Raw genomic sequence first — 17,664 nt, 5'->3', positions numbered from 1 at the left:
CAGTTTCACTCAGAAAAAGCGCTGAAGATTAAGCATCTTTGGCGCTTTTTGCCTATCTTTCGGTTTCAGAGCAGGTGTCATCTTCGACAATCAGATTTCGCAGAAACTCTTGAAGCGGCATGCGATTGATATAGGGCCATCCCCCCGTCGCTTCAATATCTTTCAATAAACTATAGAGCGCCTGACGATTACTAGGCAGTGCCTCCTGAAACAAGCCTTCTCGGATTTCGCGATGGAGGATTTCAAGCACCCTCAGCAAAGCGAGAAGCGCGAGTCCGTCTCCGGCTGAACGCTCCGAGATCGAGCGAACCGTCCGCGCTAGCTCGTCAAGTTCTAACGACCTCGCAGTAATCTCATCAGCTTTACTCTTGGTGTAATCTCTTATCATCGCATCGTGATCCATACGGGTTGCTCCTCAGGCGCGTCTACTGATAACCGGAAAAAGGCATTAATACCGTACCGCTTTTTGGCGATCGAGACCGCTGCCCCCAGCACTGTAATTCCTTCTGTGCAATCTGCGATCGTCTTCGATTCTTAAAATGTTTACGAATATCTGTAAAATGCTATGAGAGGTTCGATTGAACCACACCAGAATTTATAGAAACTCGATGAGATCTGACAGCAGTGCCAAAACACCCTGACAGAATTTTTACATTACTTTGAGGTTGACCATGAGGTATCGCGCATTGATTGTGACACTGCTGGCGTTCTGCCTGAGTGTTCTAACGGCTTGTAGTGACGCTACTGCTACCAGTACGGAAGGATTGACCTACGAGCAAATTCGCGGCACAGGCTTAGCCAATAGCTGCCCCCAAATTGAGGAAACATCCCGCGGCTCGATCGCGATCGAAAACGGAAAATCCTACAGCATCACCGGATTGTGCCTCCAGCCCACCACTTACTTTGTCAAAGAAGAGTTGGGCAACAAGCGCCGTGAAGCTGAGTTTGTTCCTGCGAAAGTGATGACCCGCTACACCTCGTCGATCGATGCGGTGTCAGGAACATTGACGGCAAACCCAGATGGTAGCTTGACTTTTGTAGAAGAAGATGGTCTAGACTTTCAGGCGATTACTGTTCAGCTACCAGGTGGCGAACGGGTTCCCTTCTTGTTCACCATTAAAGGATTGGTGGCAACGACCGCGCCGGGTTCGTCCACGATCAACACTTCAACCGACTTTACTGGAAACTTCCGCGTTCCGTCTTACCGGACTTCTAACTTCCTCGACCCGAAAGGTCGCGGTTTGACCACCGGTTACGATAATGCAGTTGCGCTTCCAGCTTCAGCAGACTCAGAAGAGTTGAGAAAAGAGAACGTCAAACGCTTCCAGCTTGACAAGGGTGCAATTTCGCTACAAGTGGCAAAAATCGACAGCGCAACTGGCGAGATTGCCGGAACGTTCGAGAGTGAACAGCCATCTGAAACCGACATGGGATCCCGTGAAGCCAGCGAAGTGAAGATTCGCGGCTTGTTCTACGCACGAGTCGCGCCTGCTGCTTAGATTCCCGCTAGTCTAGGAATTGCCAATTTAACGCGCTCTTTTTCAGAGCCATTCACGTCTTGGGGCAAGCTGCCCCATTTTTTTGCGCATTTTAATTTTGTAAAATCTAATTCTCACGTTTGTTCAGAATCTATTCATAAAGTGATTCAAATCACGGTGGGCTAACGTTCCGTGGAAATGCAGTTGTACGCAATTCGATCAAAGAAATAAGTTTGATTTGTCACCAAGAGAAGAGCAAAAATCTAGCAGTTTCAACGACTTGCTTAAAGCTTTTGTTCTCATCTCTCCGATCGCATTCTGGGTGTGATTTCTACCATCACAGCTCTCAGCAGAAGCAGCAAAAAATCGGGTTTGACACCTTCTTAAGCGTAAGCTCATCACTGAAATTCGTCATGCCTAATCTTGTCTCTCCTAATCTTGTCTCTACCGATTTAAGAAACGAAACGTTACAACTGCTCCGTGAGTATCAGAAGTCGGCATCGGCTTCTATCCGCAATCAACTGGTTGAACTAAATATTGGGCTGGTGAGGAAAGAAGCGCACCATTGGGTGAATCAGTGTACGGAAAGCTACGACGATCTGCTTCAGGTTGGATCGATTGGATTAATTCGGGCGATCGAGCGATTTGATATGTCGAAAGGACACGCTTTTAGCTCGTTTGCAATTCCCTACATCCGGGGCGAGATTCAACATTATTTGCGCGACAAAAGCCCCTCGGTGCGAATTCCGCGCCGTTGGCAAGCGCTGCAACGCCAAGCGATCTGGATTATTCGAGAATTTCAGGCGCAACATCGCAGACCCCCGACTGATATTGAAATCGCGGCGGCGTTGGATATTGCGATCGGAGAGTGGCAGGAAATTCGATTAGCGGGTCAAAATCGCGCCCTGCTTAGCCTAGATACCCCCATCGGTGACGAAGAGGGGACTGCATCCCTAGGAGATCTGGTTCCCGATACCCGTTATCGCAGTTTTCAACTCGTTCAGGAAGACCGCCTTCGGCTTCAGCAAGCCTTGGTGCAGTTAGAACAGCGAACCCGTGAAGTTCTGGAGTTCGTTTTTCTCTACGATTTAACTCAGAAAGAAACCGCAGAACGCCTGGGAATTAGCGCTGTCACCGTCTCTCGTCAAGTGAAAAAAGGGCTGCAAAAGCTACAAGCCATCATGATTTGTACTGAGGCTTAAGCAAGAAAGCTACGAAAATTTACGCAATTTTTTTAGCAAGTCGTCTCTTGAGCGAGATCGGGGCACACTGTCATCACACGAATCGTTCTTCATTGCGGGTCATTTAAGTTTGGGCTGTGAACCGCGATCGAGGCTAATTCTAAGTCGAATTTTGGGAGTGATCATGAGCAAGCGGTTCACAAAGCAAGTTACGGGGAGTCTTCCAAGCAGAATGCTGATTCTTTGTGCGGGTACGTTTACGCTTTGGTTGAGCGGCTGCACGACGGGCGAGGAAACGGCGACGATTAATCCTTCGCCCGCAGCTAACCCATCCACGCCTGCTCAGGCGTTTGCCAAGCCAACCGTCCCTGCTAAAGACGCAGCAAAATTGGAAGGTGCACAATCAGGAAACAAAATTGCGGGTCTACTGCAATCGACTGATCCATTAGAGCGAGCGAAACAAGTTCAGCGCGGCATCAGTAGCGGGAAAGATCCGTTTTCAAGTGTCCCGCCCCTTGTTTCGTTCAAGGTTCCGGTGGCACCGCTATCTACAGCACAGCCAACGGGATCTACTCCCACTCCACAGCCGCCAGTGAAATCCGAGCCAAGGAATCGACCAACTGCGACTTTACCGAAACCAGAGCCGCAATCGCCGATTCGTCCGATTCCGCCGCTGCCTGATTCGAGCTTAGCAAAGGGAGTGCAAATTACGGGTGTCGTGGTCGTTGGTGGTGTACCGCAGGTGATCGTGCAGGCTCCGAATGAAGCAACCAGTCGCTATGTTCAAGTGGGACAGCGTATTGCAAACGGGCAGGTCTTGATCAAGCGGGTCGAAATGAATAGCGGATCTGAACCCATTGTGATTCTGGAGCAAAATGGTGTCGAGGTGGCGCGCTCTGTTGGGGGTTCTGGGACTCAACCCACTGCGGCCTTGCTGACTGTTCGATTGTTTGGTTAATTATTTAGCAGTGACTCGCTACAATTTGCAACAGCTTGCAGTCAACTTCGGGAGACAAGCGCTAGAGTTGAAGCACTGATTCTCTAGCGCGGGCTTCCGAAGTTGTTGGGTTATGACTGCACATGTTTCTGAATTGGATCAATTTTTGAGTTCGTTGCTCCCAACTCCCCAAGCGTCTCAAGATACGGAGTTGCTTCAGCAGATTGGATTTATTCCTGGACTGCGAGAAACGCTGATGGTGCGGCAGGTTCATGCGCTTGAACACGCAACGGTCTGGATTTTAAGTGGTTTGCCCGATCAGCGAATTGCGCCACCTGACTGGACAGATAATAGTGGGCTAGGCGGATTATCGACTGAGGAAGGATTTTATTTATATGGTCAGGCGGATACGGTTGAGGTTAAACGATCGGTGAATCAAGCCCTAGAGCGCATTACCCATGGGGAATGGAACTTGGCGGTTCACCCGCGTTGTGGGACAAATCTTTCAGTGGGAATGCTGCTCACTGCCTCGATCGTGCTCGGAATTCACTTGCTCTTACCGCGCAACCCGATCGAGCAGCTATTGGGCTTAGGAGTCGCAGCAACAACCGCTTCGCAGATTGCACCGGAATTAGGGCGGTTTGTGCAGCAGTATGTTACCACTGCAATTCCGTTTAACCTAAGAGTGCGCGAAGTCTCTGTCGTTCAAGATGGTTGGGGTCGCCCCGCTCATTTTGTCCGGACAGAGTGGATCGATTAACTTCCAGCAATCATTCCAGCTAATAAGAGAAAACCAATCCAAACATTTTGCTTGAAGCTAAACGCATAGAATGAATGGGGAATTGAGAGCTGGATCAGTTTGTACGATTGCCATGCCCACGCGATCGTGCTGAGTCCTAATGCGCTCCAATACCACAGATTCAACTGCATCACGGCTCCCAGCTTCGCCAAAATGACCACTGTTCCTGTGTAGAAAGCGGCGATCGCATAAGGAGCATACCGTCCAAAAAATAAAGCGCTGGACTTGACTCCGATGCGGCGATCGTCCTCGCGATCAGACATGGCGTACACCGTATCAAATCCCAACGTCCAAAGCACCGTTGCGCCCCAGAGTAACCACATCGATTGGGTGAGGCAAGCCGTGTTTGAAGTCGCGCTACAACTCACCGCACTCCAGCTAATCAAAACGGCAAAGCCCCACGCGATCGATAACACCAGTTGCGGCACAGGAAACACTCGCTTAGCAGCAGGATAAAGGAGAATCACGGGAACGGCAGCGACACAAAGCCAGAATGTGAACGGGTTGAGAAATAGCGCTAATCCTGCGGCACACAGCAGCGAAATCAAGCCGACGACGATCCCGACCTTTACGGAGAGCGCTCGTGAAGCCAAGGGACGATCGCAGGTGCGTTCAACGTGTGGATCAATATTGCGATCCCAGAGATCATTTGCCACACAACCTACCGCACTGGTTGCCAAAGTGCCTAAAATAATGATGACTACTAATAACCAAGGTGGCGTTCCTCGTCCTGCGAGAAACACCGCCCACAGTGCCGGAATCATTAAGATCAAACGCCCTTCGGGTTTGTGCCAGCGCAGGAGTCGTGCAATGGTGAGCCAGGTTGGTTCTGAAGAGGGTTTCGGCTGAGTCCACATAAAGTTCGATCGCAAGTCTATAAAAAGACCTTAGCGTGGTTTTTGCCTAAAAAATCGGTTGACTGACTTAGGAATTGCGATAAGACCTTAATCTGAGAAATGGTTTGACTTGTCTGATCGCGGTTTGAATATTCGGTGCTCTCGCTTGTAGAAACATTAGGTCGCAGTACGCTTTAATGCTCATGGTTAATTCCATCTCGAACCCTCCTCAAGAGAATCCGGTGACACTGCCTACAGTTCCATCGGATCGCGATCGCATTCTGGCAGCAATTGATGTCGGAACAAATTCAATTCACATGGTAATTGCCCGGATTCAGTCAGACATTCCGACCTTTACGATCATAGGTCGGGAAAAGGCGACGGTGCGTCTGGGCGATTTTTGTAAGAAAACGGGCGAACTGTCAGCCGAAGCGATGGATCGGGCGTTTGTTGCGCTGAAGCGCTGTCAGGAAGTTGCGAAGAGCTTGAACGCTGAGCAGGTGATTGCAGTGGCGACCAGTGCGGTACGAGAAGCGCCAAATGGACAAGAATTTTTACAGCGAATCGAGAACGAGCTAGGGCTGTGGATTAATTTAATCTCCGGAGCCGAGGAAGCGCGGCGAATCTATCTCGGTGTGCTGTCAGCGATGAGTTTCAACAATCAGCCGCACGTGATTGTGGACATCGGCGGCGGTTCGACTGAGCTAATTTTGGGCGATGGGCATGAGCCAAGAACGCTTAGTAGTACAAAGGTTGGCGCGGTTCGGCTTACGGTTGAGCAGGTTAAAACTGATCCGATCAGTGTGACTGAGTTTGCTGGGCTGCAAGCTTATATTCGCGGAATGCTGGAGCGATCGATTGAAGATCTACAAGCGCATCTCAATCCTGGAGAACGTCCGCGCCTTGTGGGGACATCGGGAACGATCGAGACGCTGGTAGCGTTAAATGCTCGCGAGAAGTTTGGCGCGGTTCCAGTGCCGCTCAACGGTTGTGAATTATCGCTGAAAGATTTGAAAGATTGGATCAACCGCTTGCGAAAAATGACCTTGGCAGAGCGCTTGGCAATTCCAGGATTATCAGAGCGACGCTCAGAAATTATCCTGCCTGGAGCGATGATTTTGCAGGAAGTAATGACTCAGTTGAAAGCAGAATCGATCGTCATTTGTGAGCGATCGCTACGAGAAGGAGTCATCGTCGATTGGATGGTCGCGCATGGGCTGATTGAAGATCGTTTGCGCTATCAGGGATCTGTCCGCGAGCGCAGTATCTTCAAAGCAACTCAGAAATATCAAGTCAACCTAGAGCATAGTCAGCGAGTCGCAGAATTTGCGCTGAGTCTGTTTGATCAAACGCAGGAGAAACTGCATTTTTGGGGAGATGAGGAGCGAATGCTGCTTTGGGCGGCGGCGATCCTACATAACTGTGGGCATCACATCTCGCATTCTTCGCATCACAAGCATTCTTATTATCTAATTCGCCATGCGGAGTTGCTAGGATTTACAGAGATGGAGATCGAAACGATCGCGAATCTCGCTCGCTACCACCGCAAAAATAGCCCGAAAAAACGTCACGAAACTTATCGCAATCTCACCAGTAAGCGACATCGGCGCGTTGTCGAGCAGTTATATCCACTGTTACGATTGGCGGTGGCGCTCGATCGTCGTCAAATTGGAGCAATTCAATCCATTCAATGCCAGTTCAATTTAGACCAAAGAGAAATGCGATTGTTAGTTAAACCATCGCATTTCGATGATCCTTGTGAGTTGGAACTTTGGAGCTTAGCAGGCAAGAAGGGAAGCTTTGAGACGGAATATGGTGTGAAGCTTACGCCTGTGTTGCAGGTGAGTGCATAAATTATATAGAGGCGATCGTGAGTAAACTCGAGCGCCTCTATCTCTCAAAACAAGAATGTTTAAAACACTAACTTTCGGCTATAAAACGCTTCCGCAAACTTACTAGGTGAATTGGCTTCAATGCCTCGCAACCGTAAGATTGCTTGGAACGTATCTTCAGTAAACCACTGTCGCTGTTTTTGAGTTTCAAACACCTCCATCAGCGTTTGAATTTTACGCTGGCAAACTGCTTCGCTCAAGGGAACATAGAAATTTGGATTACCAATGTCACCATCGTATTTCGGAATTTCGTACTCCAGAACTAGGTGATTCCGATAGCTATTCCAGGTTAAATCCGAAATGACCCGATGATCCTGGTGAGCATCATGCTTGTAGTGCGTCAGAATTAGATCCGGTGAAAATGCTTGGCTGAGTTCGTTGAAGTAGTCTTTGATTTCGGTTCCCACATAGGGAAAGAAGCTGTTGCGGAAGTTTTTCACCACAATGTTCTCAACTTTCGCACCTGCTAGAAATCGGTCGGCACTCGCAAATGCTTCTTTCGATCGAATCTCACTAGAGCTAAACACGACCCAGTAGAACACAGCATTTGGATACTCTTCGATCAGTTTCAGAATAGTTCCTCCACAGCCGATCTCAATATCATCACAATGAGCGCCAAGACAAAGAATACGGTATTCAGCATCTTTGCCGCGATCGAACATCAGTTTCAGCATTTTCATCTTCCCAGATTAACGACTACATCACTTTACGAGTCTTCCAAACTTCCCAAGGTGGATTGCCCTGAGTGTATAAGTCATCAAGATTCTGCTTGTCGCGGAAGGTGTCCATGCAAGTCCAGAAGCCATCGTACTTGTAAGCGACCAATTGTTCTTTCTCAATCAGGCGTTGGAAGGGTTCAATCACCAATTCTTCACCGGGTTGCATATATCTGAAAATCTCAGTTTTAAGCGCAAAGAAGCCACCATTGATTCGTAAATCTGCGTTGTTCACATGCTCAATGCTTTTTACCAATCCATCTTCTTCTGTTGAAACCACATGGAAGGTCTGAGTCGGCTTTACTGACAGAAAGCTTGCAACTTTGTCATGGTGCATGAAATGGTTAACAAAGTCATCAAGCGGCAGGTTACTTAAACCGTCGCTGTAGTTTGCCAGAAACATTTCTTCGCCTTCTAAGTACTTCTCAACTGCTTTGAGACGCTGTCCGATGTTGGAATTGAGTCCGGTGTCAACGAAGGTGATTCTCCAATCGTGAATGTCGCTGCCGATCATCTGAACTTGCTTACCCCCCGCCGACAGAACAAAGTCATTCGAGAGGCATTCGTTATAGTTCAGGAAATACTCTTTGATGTAGTCTGCTTTGTAGCCAAGACAGAGGATGAAATCTTTGTGACCATAGTGAGCGTAATACTTCATCAAGTGCCACAGAATCGGACGATACCCAATGTTGACCATGGGTTTCGGAATCTTTTCCGAGTAGTCTCTCAGTCGAGTGCCTAGACCGCCACAAAACAAAACAACTTTCATGCAGATTTCCCTCTCTATTTTCGCTTTTACAAATCAATCCCGTCAGATAGCCACTTCTTCCAACAGCTCGGTTTCAATCAATGCCTCTGCAACCTGCCTAATGGTGTCAAACTCATAGCCCGATCGCTCCGCAATGTCTAACAATGAATGCTGTCCATCAGATAGATTCAATGTCCATAACAGGGCAAGCTCATTCAGTCCTGTTCCAGAAGCGCCTCCGATCGATCGATACAATCCTCGTCGGCCTAGCTGCGGTTCACACTTCGGATTCTGGTTGAGATAGACCTTGTTATGCTCCAACACACTCAACACACTCAAACATTTCAAAAAAGAATCAGTGAGAGATTCAGGTCGAATGAAGTCGAGGTTGTCAGCCGAGGTGTGATATTCAGGGAACTTACTATTTGGCGATCGCATCAAGCATCCAACAGGTAAGTTAAACCCGGGTGAGCAAAACTGCCGCTCATCATAGCCGTAGGGGAAGAAGTCAATCATGTTGTAGTCTTGCTCAGAATGCTTCAAAACATGACTGACAATGCGATCGATTTCTGCATCTCCCCGCCGACTTTTCTTGTAGGTTGACTTACCCGGATCGCCCAAACAGCTTAAAACTAAACCATGTTTGATCCGATGCACTTGGTCTTCGTTTTGACTGAGCCAGGTGATTGATCCGATCGTCGCTGGAATGAAGATGAAGCGGTAGGAATAGCGATGCCTAATCTCACTTAGGGACTTTGCAAGATGGACGGCGATTGCAATTCCCGATAGATTGTCATTTGCTAAGGACGGATGGCAAGCATGACAGGAAATCAGAACTTCATCTTCAATCTCCCCAGGTAGATAATACTCACCATAAGTCAAATTTCCCGCTTCTAGGGTCGAATCAATGAAAACTTCATACTGATCCTCTGGTAGTTCAAGTAACTGCTTGTGAGTGAGGCAGAACCCCCAGGTATCTTTGTAGTAAGACGTGCGATAGGGAATCCAATCCGGGCGATCGGGCAGGCTGAACAGATGCGGCTTTAGTTCTTCCAATGACATTGTTTGATGCACTGGAATGCTGTAGTTAACCACATGTAGATTGCACTGTTGGAAATCGATGACGCGATCGCCGCGTGAGTTTTTCACATAAGCATCGCGAATATTCCATTCCCGTGGAACTGTCCAATCAAAGACCTGTGTCCCGGTTGGGATTTCAAATCGCTTTAGGGGGATAAAGCGTTCGATTTGACGCAGGGTTTCCCGAAAGCCGTCGCCTGTGATGCTGCGACAAATGGGGTACAATTCGGCAGCAAAGCGATGGAGATCTTCACCGATCGCCTGAGAGTCGAGAACTGTTTTGAGATCAGTAATGTTCATTGCTTAAAGCCCAATGCCTTCGTAGCGCTGAATCGAGTGCTTGTCTAACATCCGACGACCATCCACAAAGACAGGCTGCGGGTCGAATTCAGCAATCAGTTCAGGAACAGCGCGGAATTCATCCCAGCGTGTGACTAGCACGATCGCATCAACGCCTTCAAGCACCGACGGTAAGCTATCACAGAGTTCTACATCCTCTGGTTTGAGTAGTTTTGCAGCTTCGGGAATTGCAACCGGATCGTAAGCTTTGAGCGCTGCATTTTGCGCTTTGAGTGCCTTGATCAATGGGATTGCTGGCGTTTCGCGCATGTCATTCGTATTGGGTCTGAAGGAGAGTCCCAAGATTGCAATTTTCACGCCATCAAGTGACGGGAAATGTTTGTTGAGTCTCGCGATCACTTGCTGAGGTTGCGCCTGATTGATCTGAATAACAGCGTCTAACAAGGGCATTGGACTTTGATATTTCTCGCCATGAGCAATCAAAGCCTTAACATCTTTGGGTAGGCAGCTTCCACCAAATCCGCAACCTGCGGCGAGAAAGCTGGTAATCGGTGGAACAATTCGCTCTCCGTTCGGGAGTACCGTGGTCAAGTAGCGACTGTTATGTACACCCTTCATCACCTCTACAATATCAGTGTTGCCGATCGCAGAACAGAGATTGCCAACCTCGTTTGAGAATGAAATTAGCAGTGCCAACAATGAGTTGGAGGTGTACTTGATCATCTCAGCGGTTGAATTGTTCGTGCGTAAGCGATCGACTCCTTCAAATCCGGTGTAGAGAACATCTAATTGATCGATACTGCGCTCATCAATCCCACCCAGAACAATGCGATCGGGATACATAAAGTCATCGATCGCTTCTCCTTCGGTGAGAAATTCTGGGTTCATCCCCACTCCAAAATCAACACCTGCTTTCTTACCTGAAGCTGCTTCGAGAATTGGTAGCACCACTTGATCAGTCGTTCCTGGAACAACCGTGCTTTTAACCACAACTAAATGGTAGGAAGACTTCTCTCTTAGCGCTTCACCAATTTGCTGTGCGACTTGCTTAACATAGGTGAGATCAACTTCTTTGCCGTCGAAAGGAGTTCCAACTGCGATCAAAGAAAGCTCCGTTTCAAGAATCGCTTGCCGAAAATCAGTGGTTGCTTTGAGACGAGTGTTAATGTTGCGCTCTAACAGTTCGTTCAGTCCAGGCTCATAGAAAGGAGAAATGCCCTGATTAATCAAATCAACCTTGGATTGATCCACATCAACACAGTACACTTGATGCCCTTTCTCAGCAAAGCAAACGCCCGAAACCAAGCCAACATAACCCGTTCCAATGATCGAAACTTGCATTATGCGTCCTCCGCTTCTTGGTTGTCTTGATACCAGATCAGCGATCGTCGAAGTCCTTCATCGATCGAAATGGTCGGATTGTAACCCAGATGAGTTCGAGCTTTTTCAACTACCGGACAGCGACGATTCGGATTGTCTACTAAATAGTCTTTGTCTTCACTAATCTTACGAACGACTTTACCTTCGTACCCAAACAATTCTTTGGAGATTGCAACCACTTTTTCGGCAAGTTCTGCAACAGAAATCTCAGGCGTTTCGATCCCGATGTTATATGCTTCACCCGCATGACCTTTGACTAAGACCTTGTAGTAGCCTGTGATCGAGTCTGCGGAATAGCAGAATGTCCGCTTTGGTGAACCATCAGACAGCATCGTAATGTCCCGACCGCTGAAGATGTCACGTGCAAAGTCGGGGAGCAAGCGACGATCGGTAATCTTTAATCCAGGGCCGTAGTTGTTAAATGGGCGGGCTGATTTAATCGGTAGATTATATTGCTGAGCGAAGTTCACACACAGCGTTTCACCGTAGCGCTTCGCTTCGTCATAGCAAGCGCGAGGCCCAGTACAGGACACATTGCCGCGATAGTCTTCGGGTGTGGGAATGTTCTCTGGTGTGGGATCGCCGTAGATCTCGCTACTGGAGAAGAACAAAAAGCCACCGACTTCTTTGCCTTGATCTCGTTGATTTTTGAAGTATTCCAACAGGTTGCGGAGTCCATTCACATTGGCATCCATTGTGCCGATCGGGTCTCTACGGTAGAACGTAGGAGATGCGATCGAAGCCGCATGAATAATGTATTGAAAATCACCCATATCAGAGGGTAACGGCTGCGTCATATCGTGCTTGAGCAGCGTTAGAGTTGGATCATCTTTGAGATCCGTTAGCCAAGCAGGTACGCCTCGCGAATAGTTGTCATAAACGGTCAAAGGAATCTGTTGGTCTGGCTCGTGCTTTTGATTCCAGTGCAGAACCGATTGCACAAAGTAATAGCCTAGAAAACCCGCACCGCCTGTAATCAGCAAGTTTTTGCCTGCCATCGTGCCAAGCTCTTCAGTAAGGTTGCCACAGATATAGTCTAGGTCTTCAGCAATGATGTCTTTTGCTCGAAGTTGATTTTTGGGCTGGATCTTAGTTTGATTACTCATTAATCGCTCTTGATTAAGGCTCGCGCCTACACTACTTATTCCACTCATACATCAGTCTCCGCAACATTAGCAGCAAGTTACATCATCGAGAACACAAGACTGGCAGCGCCATGACTAGGCATAGATTTTAACTTCAGGGATAGGAACCACGAACTGACCGCCCCATTCACGAATGTAGGAGACTTGCTCCATAATCTCGTCTTTGACGTTCCAAGGCAGAATCAACAGATAGTCTGGCTTGGTTTCTCGAATCTTCTCTGGAGAGTAGATAGGAATGTGAGTTCCAGGAGTGAACTTGTTCTGCTTGTAAGGATTGCGATCGACTGTGTAATCGAGAAAATCGGTGCGAATGCCACAGTAGTTGAGCAAGGTGTTGCCTTTTCCGGGCGCGCCGTAGCCTGCGATCGTTTTCCCTTTTTGCTTTGCCGTAATCAGGAACTCTAGCAGTCTCCGCTTGGTTTCTTTGACTTGCTCTGTGAAGTGAGCATAGGTCTCAAGCTTGTCAAATCCTGCTGCTTTCTCCCGCTCTAGCAGTTCGATGACGCGATCGCCCACGGGCTTCGAGGTGTCCTCTGTATGACGAGCGTAAATCCGGAGAGATCCACCGTGAATCGGAATCTCCTGCACATCGAACAATGTCAGACCGTGATGGGCAAAAATGCGCTGCACTGCCATGAACGATAGATACGAGAAATGTTCGTGATAGATTGTATCAAACTGGTTCTCTTCCATCAGGCGCATCAAATGGGGAAACTCCATCGTGATCACACCGTCGGGCTTCAGCATGAGCTTCATCCCGCCCACAAAATCATTGATGTTGGGAACGTGCGCTAAAACATTGTTACCCAACAGCAAATCTGCTTTACCATCAGTTGCAAGCTCGGTTGCAGTTTGTACTCCAAAGAACTTGTTAACAACCGGAATTCCCTTGTCTTTTGCAACTTGGGAGACATTCACCGCAGGCTCAACTCCCAACACTGGGATGCCCTTTTTCACAAAGTATTGCAGGAGATAACCATCGTTGCTGGCGATTTCAACCACTTTACTTTGGGAATTTAAGCCAAACCGCTCTACCATTAAATCGCTGTAATTGCTGGCGTTTTTTAACAGCGCATCAACATAGGATGAGAAATAAGCGTACTCAGTAAAGATGTCTTGGGGGCTGACAAACTCTTGTAGTTGAACCAGAAAGCAATTGTCACAAACATAAGTATGCAGTGGATAGAAGGGTTCCATCTCGTTTAATTGCTCTGGAGTGATATGGGTTTGACAGAGCGGTGACATTCCCAAATCGACGAACGTGTGATGCAGCGCAGAGCCACAAAACCGACAATTTGAACTACTCATAAAATCATGCACCTCACAGCATTAGGGCGCTACAACAACAGCACGGCAAGCTTTAAATCAGGTTTCTAGTTAGAGAACAGCTACGATCGGAGACTGACATCACTCCTAGCTCATATCAAGTCTCTTCTGAAAGTTAGCTGAAACAAGTCTCTACCATCTCTGCATAATTTTCCAGTGTTTCCACCTAATCTTTATCGAAACCTCAGCATCTTTACTTAAACAAAATAGAGATGCAAAAATTGCTGTTTGGCGGTTGAAAATTTTACGGAAATATTGATCGGATCTCTATACTTAGAGAAATTGAATATTACTGATTAACCACCTTTCATCAACATATTATTTCTTGGTCTTAGCAATTCATAATGTGAGCTATATATCTGCTGCGGCATTTGCTGCGATCGCTGCCAACACCGCATCATGAATTTCTCCTTGACTCGCCACGATGCCACAATTCTCAATCAACTGAGCATCGGTTGAAAAATTCAACGGTTTACCGTGCATATCACTGACGCGCCCCCCTGCTTCTTCTACAATGATTGCGCCTGCTGCATGATCCCAAATGTTTTCGCGATAGTCTGGATTTTGTGACCAAGGCAATCGTAAATAAAGTGCGGCATGACCCGAAGCGATCGCACCATATTTGGCTTGACTGTCCATCTGCAAAGAAGGTGCAGTTAGCCCGACAGCTTGAGCAATCGATCGCTGCCGTTCTGGATCGCCGTGACTCGTTTCTACACTTTCGGCTAAACGAAATTGGAAAGAGGTTTGATCGTTCAAAACCTTGAGCGCTTGTGACTGTCTAGTCTGGAGTGAAAGTCTTTGTGCTCCTTGCCCCAGGATTGCTGTAAAGATGCAGCCTTCTTCAAAAGCAGGACAAGCGATCGCGCCCAGTTTCACTTCTCCAGATTCAATTAGCGCGATCGCAATCGCATACTGAGCTCCTCTGAGAAACCCTTTCGTGCCATCGATCGGGTCAAGCGTCCAAAATCGTTCTCCGACTTTTCCTTGACCTAAGTCAATCCAGGCTGCAACCTGCTCAGGCATTGCATCTGGAATTAACGCTTGCACAGCTTCAGTCACCTTTGTTAACTGTAAGGCTGATTGGTAGAGAAGCGCAGCGCTCTCTTCTGCAACGATCGAGTCTTGTGGAAAGGCTTGATGAAGTTGGTGGCAAATAATTGCTTGAGCCGCAAAATCCGCGATCGTTACCGGAGAGCGATCCGGCTTATCTAGACTTACAAAATTCACTGATCGGCGCACTGACTCACAAAGAACAGCAGCTTGTTTTGCAGCAGCGATCGCAACTTTAGATTCGTGTTCATATTTCATTTGCCGTCATGCTCCGTATTCCTGACCGTAAAATCCGTAGTTCGCGGATACCATAGACTACCTTTTTTGTTGCAGGATAAGGTTTTGTTGCACAATGAGGGACTGGATAAAACTGATGCCCAGGCCGAGGAAGTTCACATGAGCCAAGATTCTCCTATTTCTACGATCGAGCCGCTAGACGGAATTGGCGGTACGATTCGAGAACATAAATGGAGTTGGAAAGGCAAGCCGCTGACGCTGGTGTACGAAGTGCTGGGGGAAGGTAAGCCGATCTTATTACTTCCGGCGCTGAGTTCAGTGTCTAGTCGATCGGAAATGCGGGGTTTAGCAAAGCAGTTGGCAGACGAATATCAGGTGTATGCGATCGATTGGATCGGATTTGGCGATTCGTCGCGTCCTGCAATGCAATACACCCCTGCTTTGTATGAAACCTGTTTGCGGAGTTTTGTGCAGACGATGTTTTCCGAGCCTGTGGTTGTGATCGCAGCGGGACATGCAGCGGGATATGTGATGGAGTTAGCTCAGCGGCAGCCGCCTTGGGAATGGGTTGTGTTGGTCTGTCCGACTTGGCGCGGCCCTTTACCGACTGCGATGGGAGAGCACCGTTGGGCGTATCGCCTGCTGCAACGGCTGATCGGATTGCCACTGATTGGGCAATTTCTTTATTCTTTAAATACGACTCGCGGCTTTTTAAGCTGGATGTATGGGCGGCACGTTTTCGCAAAGAAGGAAAATATCACCCCTGACTTGATCGATCGCAAGTGGAAGACGACCCAGCAAAAAGGAGCGCGGTTTGCCTCTGCTGCATTCGTGACGGGGGGACTGGATCGAGTACGATCGCGCCAAGATTGGTTGAATTGGTTTCAGCCGCTTCCGGTGCCCGCGATGATGGTGGTCGGTGAAGAGATGCCCCCAAAATCCCGGCAAGAGGTTGAGATATTGGCGCATTTCTCTGGGGTGCAAGTGTATCGAATGCCGGGATCGCTTGGGCTGCATGAGGAATATCCGGAGCAGTTAGCAGCAGGAATTCTGTCGTTTCTTGAGAAATATCGATCGCGAAAACGCAGATTCTAAGCAAAAACCAGGAGCCGGATTGCCCCTGGCTCGGCGTGATTTTTAGAGTTTAGGCTTGATAAACACGATCGACTGTCTCCAGACGATTGTCGGCTGATCATAGTGATCGATGATGCAGATACAATGGGGGTCTTGCCAACGTACCTTTCCGGTGAGCAAATCTCCAGTCGAAAGTTTCATTTCGATCTCTTTTTCTTCGCGGATAATCGTCTGAATCTGACGAGTGCTTGGCAATCCGGTATCTAGTTCAATACTCATTGGGGGAAGTCCTCGATCGAAACCGTTCTAACCTACTAGAGTGCCTTAATTCACCAAATCCTACACATTCTTGTAACCGATCATCATGACGATTGAATTTACGAAATATCACGGGCTGGGCAACGATTTTATTTTGATCGACAATCGTACGTCCGATCAGCCGAAACTGACTCCTGAAGATGCGGTAAGGTGGTGCGATCGACATTTTGGCATCGGAGCAGACGGCGTGATTTTCGCGCTTCCGGGTCAAGATGGCACCGATTACACGATGCGAATCTTTAATTCCGATGGTTCAGAGCCAGAGATGTGTGGAAATGGCATCCGCTGTTTGGGGCGGTTTCTGGCAGATTTGGAAGTTGCAGAAACCGGAAAATCTCAACCCCAATACCGCATTCACACTTTAGCAGGGGTAATGACTCCGAAGTTTGAAGCCGATGGTCAAGTTACGGTGGATATGGGAGAACCGCGTTTATTGGCAGGAGAAATTCCGACGACGATCGCGGCTCCAGATCAAAAAGTAATTAATCAACCGCTCGAAGTGGCAGGGCAAGTTTGGAATGTCACTTGTGTCAGTATGGGAAACCCCCACTGCATTACATTCGTGGACGATGTTGCCGCAATCGAGCTTGAAGAAATTGGCACCCTGTTTGAAAACCATCCTGTTTTCCCGCAGCGTACCAATACCGAGTTTATTGAAGTGGTGCGATCGGACTACCTTAAAATGCGAGTCTGGGAGCGCGGAGCCGGAATTACCTTAGCTTGCGGAACCGGAGCTTGTGCCTCGCTGGTTGCGGGTGTACTGAATCAAAAATGCGATCGTCGCGTCACGATTGAGTTGCCCGGCGGTTGTTTGCAAATTGAATGGGCAGTCGATAACAGGCTGTATATGACGGGCAGCGCTGAGAAGGTTTTTACTGGAATCCGGCAGTAGGGAGCGGAGAGTGGGGAGAAAATTCATTCAGCCTTCTCCCCACTCTTCCTAATCGTTATCCCAGCATTCCTGACAGATTAGATCGCTAATGCGATCGCGCAGCAGAAAATCATAACGCTCTAACTCGGCTTCAAAGCGCATCCACTCACGCGCTGGAATATGCTTACAAAGGGCGTAAATCGGCTGTTGTTTGCTAATAACGCCGCGATCGATCAATTGGCGTACTTCGTCTTGAATCATTTCAAGCGAATACTGTACGGTCTGAAGCATGG

Annotated in this window: 18 protein-coding genes; 7 read left to right on the top strand and 11 right to left on the bottom strand. The window is 48.1% G+C overall.

Translation table 11 applies throughout. The features are described from left to right. Positions 1-52 precede the first annotated feature (52 nt). Positions 53-388, bottom strand: a complete 336-nt coding sequence (locus NC980_RS12105; protein WP_190375346.1) for a hypothetical protein — start codon at positions 386-388, stop codon at positions 53-55. A gap of 283 nt (positions 389-671) precedes the next feature. On the opposite strand from NC980_RS12105, the gene NC980_RS12100 reads away from it, so the two are divergent. From NC980_RS12100 to NC980_RS12085, 4 genes are all read left to right on the top strand, one after another. After that, the gene (locus NC980_RS12100; RefSeq protein WP_190375256.1) at positions 672-1,499 is read left to right on the top strand and encodes a photosystem II manganese-stabilizing polypeptide; all 828 of its coding nucleotides are present in this window, start codon (positions 672-674) and stop codon (positions 1,497-1,499) included. Between the two features lie 392 nt (positions 1,500-1,891). Continuing rightward, positions 1,892-2,680 carry an RNA polymerase sigma factor SigF gene (locus tag NC980_RS12095; RefSeq protein WP_190375255.1) on the top strand — a complete coding sequence of 263 codons (789 nt, stop codon included), beginning with the start codon at positions 1,892-1,894 and terminating at the stop codon, positions 2,678-2,680. 163 nt (positions 2,681-2,843) lie between these two features. Continuing rightward, positions 2,844-3,617, top strand: coding sequence for a hypothetical protein (locus NC980_RS12090; protein WP_190375254.1), 774 nt, complete (start codon positions 2,844-2,846; stop codon positions 3,615-3,617). A 112-nt stretch (positions 3,618-3,729) separates the two neighbouring features. Further along, complete coding sequence (locus NC980_RS12085; RefSeq protein WP_190375253.1) at positions 3,730-4,356, top strand: DUF6391 domain-containing protein; 627 nt, start codon at positions 3,730-3,732, stop codon at positions 4,354-4,356. Here NC980_RS12085 and NC980_RS12080 read toward each other — a convergent pair. Continuing rightward, entirely contained in the window at positions 4,353-5,252 is a 900-nt protein-coding gene (locus NC980_RS12080; protein ID WP_190375252.1) for a 4-hydroxybenzoate solanesyltransferase, read from the bottom strand. The genes NC980_RS12085 and NC980_RS12080 overlap by 4 nt on opposite strands. A gap of 182 nt (positions 5,253-5,434) precedes the next feature. Here NC980_RS12080 and NC980_RS12075 point away from each other — a divergent pair, with 182 nt between their 5' ends. Further along, the gene (locus NC980_RS12075) at positions 5,435-7,084 is read left to right on the top strand and encodes a Ppx/GppA phosphatase family protein (protein ID WP_190375251.1); all 1,650 of its coding nucleotides are present in this window, start codon (positions 5,435-5,437) and stop codon (positions 7,082-7,084) included. A 59-nt stretch (positions 7,085-7,143) separates the two neighbouring features. Here NC980_RS12075 and NC980_RS12070 read toward each other — a convergent pair whose 3' ends face one another. The 7 genes from NC980_RS12070 to NC980_RS12040 form a co-directional block, all read right to left on the bottom strand. After that, positions 7,144-7,797, bottom strand: coding sequence for a PIG-L deacetylase family protein (locus NC980_RS12070; protein WP_190375250.1), 654 nt, complete (start codon positions 7,795-7,797; stop codon positions 7,144-7,146). 22 nt (positions 7,798-7,819) lie between these two features. Further along, positions 7,820-8,608 carry a glucose-1-phosphate cytidylyltransferase gene (locus NC980_RS12065; RefSeq protein WP_190375249.1) on the bottom strand — a complete coding sequence of 263 codons (789 nt, stop codon included), beginning with the start codon at positions 8,606-8,608 and terminating at the stop codon, positions 7,820-7,822. A 42-nt stretch (positions 8,609-8,650) separates the two neighbouring features. Further along, positions 8,651-9,967, bottom strand: coding sequence for a DUF4910 domain-containing protein (locus NC980_RS12060; RefSeq protein WP_190375248.1), 1,317 nt, complete (start codon positions 9,965-9,967; stop codon positions 8,651-8,653). A gap of 3 nt (positions 9,968-9,970) precedes the next feature. Continuing rightward, positions 9,971-11,308, bottom strand: coding sequence for a UDP-glucose/GDP-mannose dehydrogenase family protein (locus tag NC980_RS12055; protein ID WP_190375247.1), 1,338 nt, complete (start codon positions 11,306-11,308; stop codon positions 9,971-9,973). Continuing rightward, complete coding sequence (locus tag NC980_RS12050; RefSeq protein WP_190375246.1) at positions 11,308-12,453, bottom strand: NAD-dependent epimerase/dehydratase family protein; 1,146 nt, start codon at positions 12,451-12,453, stop codon at positions 11,308-11,310. The genes NC980_RS12055 and NC980_RS12050 overlap by 1 nt, the downstream gene beginning before the upstream one ends. A gap of 114 nt (positions 12,454-12,567) precedes the next feature. Then, complete coding sequence (locus NC980_RS12045) at positions 12,568-13,800, bottom strand: class I SAM-dependent methyltransferase (protein WP_190375245.1); 1,233 nt, start codon at positions 13,798-13,800, stop codon at positions 12,568-12,570. Positions 13,801-14,169: 369 nt separating this feature from the next. Next, positions 14,170-15,129, bottom strand: coding sequence for an inositol monophosphatase family protein (locus tag NC980_RS12040; protein WP_190375244.1), 960 nt, complete (start codon positions 15,127-15,129; stop codon positions 14,170-14,172). Between the two features lie 138 nt (positions 15,130-15,267). Between NC980_RS12040 and NC980_RS12035 the strand changes: the two genes are divergently transcribed. Next, a complete protein-coding gene (locus NC980_RS12035) occupies positions 15,268-16,203 on the top strand; it encodes an alpha/beta hydrolase (protein ID WP_190375243.1) in 936 nt (311 codons plus the stop codon). A 42-nt stretch (positions 16,204-16,245) separates the two neighbouring features. On the opposite strand, the gene NC980_RS12030 is transcribed toward NC980_RS12035, so the two are convergent. Further along, positions 16,246-16,461: an RNA-binding protein hfq gene (locus NC980_RS12030; protein WP_190375242.1), complete on the bottom strand. Its 216-nt coding sequence runs from the start codon at positions 16,459-16,461 to the stop codon at positions 16,246-16,248. A gap of 85 nt (positions 16,462-16,546) precedes the next feature. Between NC980_RS12030 and dapF the strand changes: the two genes are divergently transcribed. Further along, positions 16,547-17,392, top strand: coding sequence for a diaminopimelate epimerase (gene dapF, locus NC980_RS12025; protein ID WP_190375241.1), 846 nt, complete (start codon positions 16,547-16,549; stop codon positions 17,390-17,392). A gap of 48 nt (positions 17,393-17,440) precedes the next feature. Here dapF and NC980_RS12020 read toward each other — a convergent pair whose 3' ends face one another. Then, positions 17,441-17,662 (bottom strand): DUF4327 family protein, encoded by a 222-nt coding sequence (locus tag NC980_RS12020; protein ID WP_190375240.1) that lies wholly within the window; start codon positions 17,660-17,662, stop codon positions 17,441-17,443. Positions 17,663-17,664 lie beyond the last annotated feature (2 nt).

This window comes from Leptolyngbya sp. AS-A5 (assembly GCF_039962495.1).
Lineage (GTDB): Bacteria > Cyanobacteriota > Cyanobacteriia > Leptolyngbyales > Leptolyngbyaceae > Leptolyngbya.
Note: the sequence above shows the minus strand (reverse complement) of the source record. Positions and strands in the feature narration are given on the sequence as shown.

What these genes read in the sequence shown, in the direction of transcription:
- NC980_RS12050 (WP_190375246.1), bottom strand. Translation starts at nt 12,453, where the DNA reads ATGAGTAATCAAACTAAGATCCAGCCCAAAAATCAACTTCGAGCAAAA.
- NC980_RS12090 (WP_190375254.1), top strand. Translation starts at nt 2,844, where the DNA reads ATGAGCAAGCGGTTCACAAAGCAAGTTACGGGGAGTCTTCCAAGCAGA.
- NC980_RS12095 (WP_190375255.1), top strand. Translation starts at nt 1,892, where the DNA reads ATGCCTAATCTTGTCTCTCCTAATCTTGTCTCTACCGATTTAAGAAAC.
- NC980_RS12035 (WP_190375243.1), top strand. Translation starts at nt 15,268, where the DNA reads ATGAGCCAAGATTCTCCTATTTCTACGATCGAGCCGCTAGACGGAATT.
- NC980_RS12065 (WP_190375249.1), bottom strand. Translation starts at nt 8,608, where the DNA reads ATGAAAGTTGTTTTGTTTTGTGGCGGTCTAGGCACTCGACTGAGAGAC.
- NC980_RS12060 (WP_190375248.1), bottom strand. Translation starts at nt 9,967, where the DNA reads ATGAACATTACTGATCTCAAAACAGTTCTCGACTCTCAGGCGATCGGT.
- NC980_RS12020 (WP_190375240.1), bottom strand. Translation starts at nt 17,662, where the DNA reads ATGCTTCAGACCGTACAGTATTCGCTTGAAATGATTCAAGACGAAGTA.
- NC980_RS12085 (WP_190375253.1), top strand. Translation starts at nt 3,730, where the DNA reads ATGACTGCACATGTTTCTGAATTGGATCAATTTTTGAGTTCGTTGCTC.
- NC980_RS12030 (WP_190375242.1), bottom strand. Translation starts at nt 16,461, where the DNA reads ATGAGTATTGAACTAGATACCGGATTGCCAAGCACTCGTCAGATTCAG.
- NC980_RS12100 (WP_190375256.1), top strand. Translation starts at nt 672, where the DNA reads ATGAGGTATCGCGCATTGATTGTGACACTGCTGGCGTTCTGCCTGAGT.
- NC980_RS12075 (WP_190375251.1), top strand. Translation starts at nt 5,435, where the DNA reads ATGGTTAATTCCATCTCGAACCCTCCTCAAGAGAATCCGGTGACACTG.
- dapF (WP_190375241.1), top strand. Translation starts at nt 16,547, where the DNA reads ATGACGATTGAATTTACGAAATATCACGGGCTGGGCAACGATTTTATT.
- NC980_RS12105 (WP_190375346.1), bottom strand. Translation starts at nt 388, where the DNA reads ATGATAAGAGATTACACCAAGAGTAAAGCTGATGAGATTACTGCGAGG.
- NC980_RS12045 (WP_190375245.1), bottom strand. Translation starts at nt 13,800, where the DNA reads ATGAGTAGTTCAAATTGTCGGTTTTGTGGCTCTGCGCTGCATCACACG.
- NC980_RS12040 (WP_190375244.1), bottom strand. Translation starts at nt 15,129, where the DNA reads ATGAAATATGAACACGAATCTAAAGTTGCGATCGCTGCTGCAAAACAA.
- NC980_RS12080 (WP_190375252.1), bottom strand. Translation starts at nt 5,252, where the DNA reads ATGTGGACTCAGCCGAAACCCTCTTCAGAACCAACCTGGCTCACCATT.
- NC980_RS12070 (WP_190375250.1), bottom strand. Translation starts at nt 7,797, where the DNA reads ATGCTGAAACTGATGTTCGATCGCGGCAAAGATGCTGAATACCGTATT.
- NC980_RS12055 (WP_190375247.1), bottom strand. Translation starts at nt 11,308, where the DNA reads ATGCAAGTTTCGATCATTGGAACGGGTTATGTTGGCTTGGTTTCGGGC.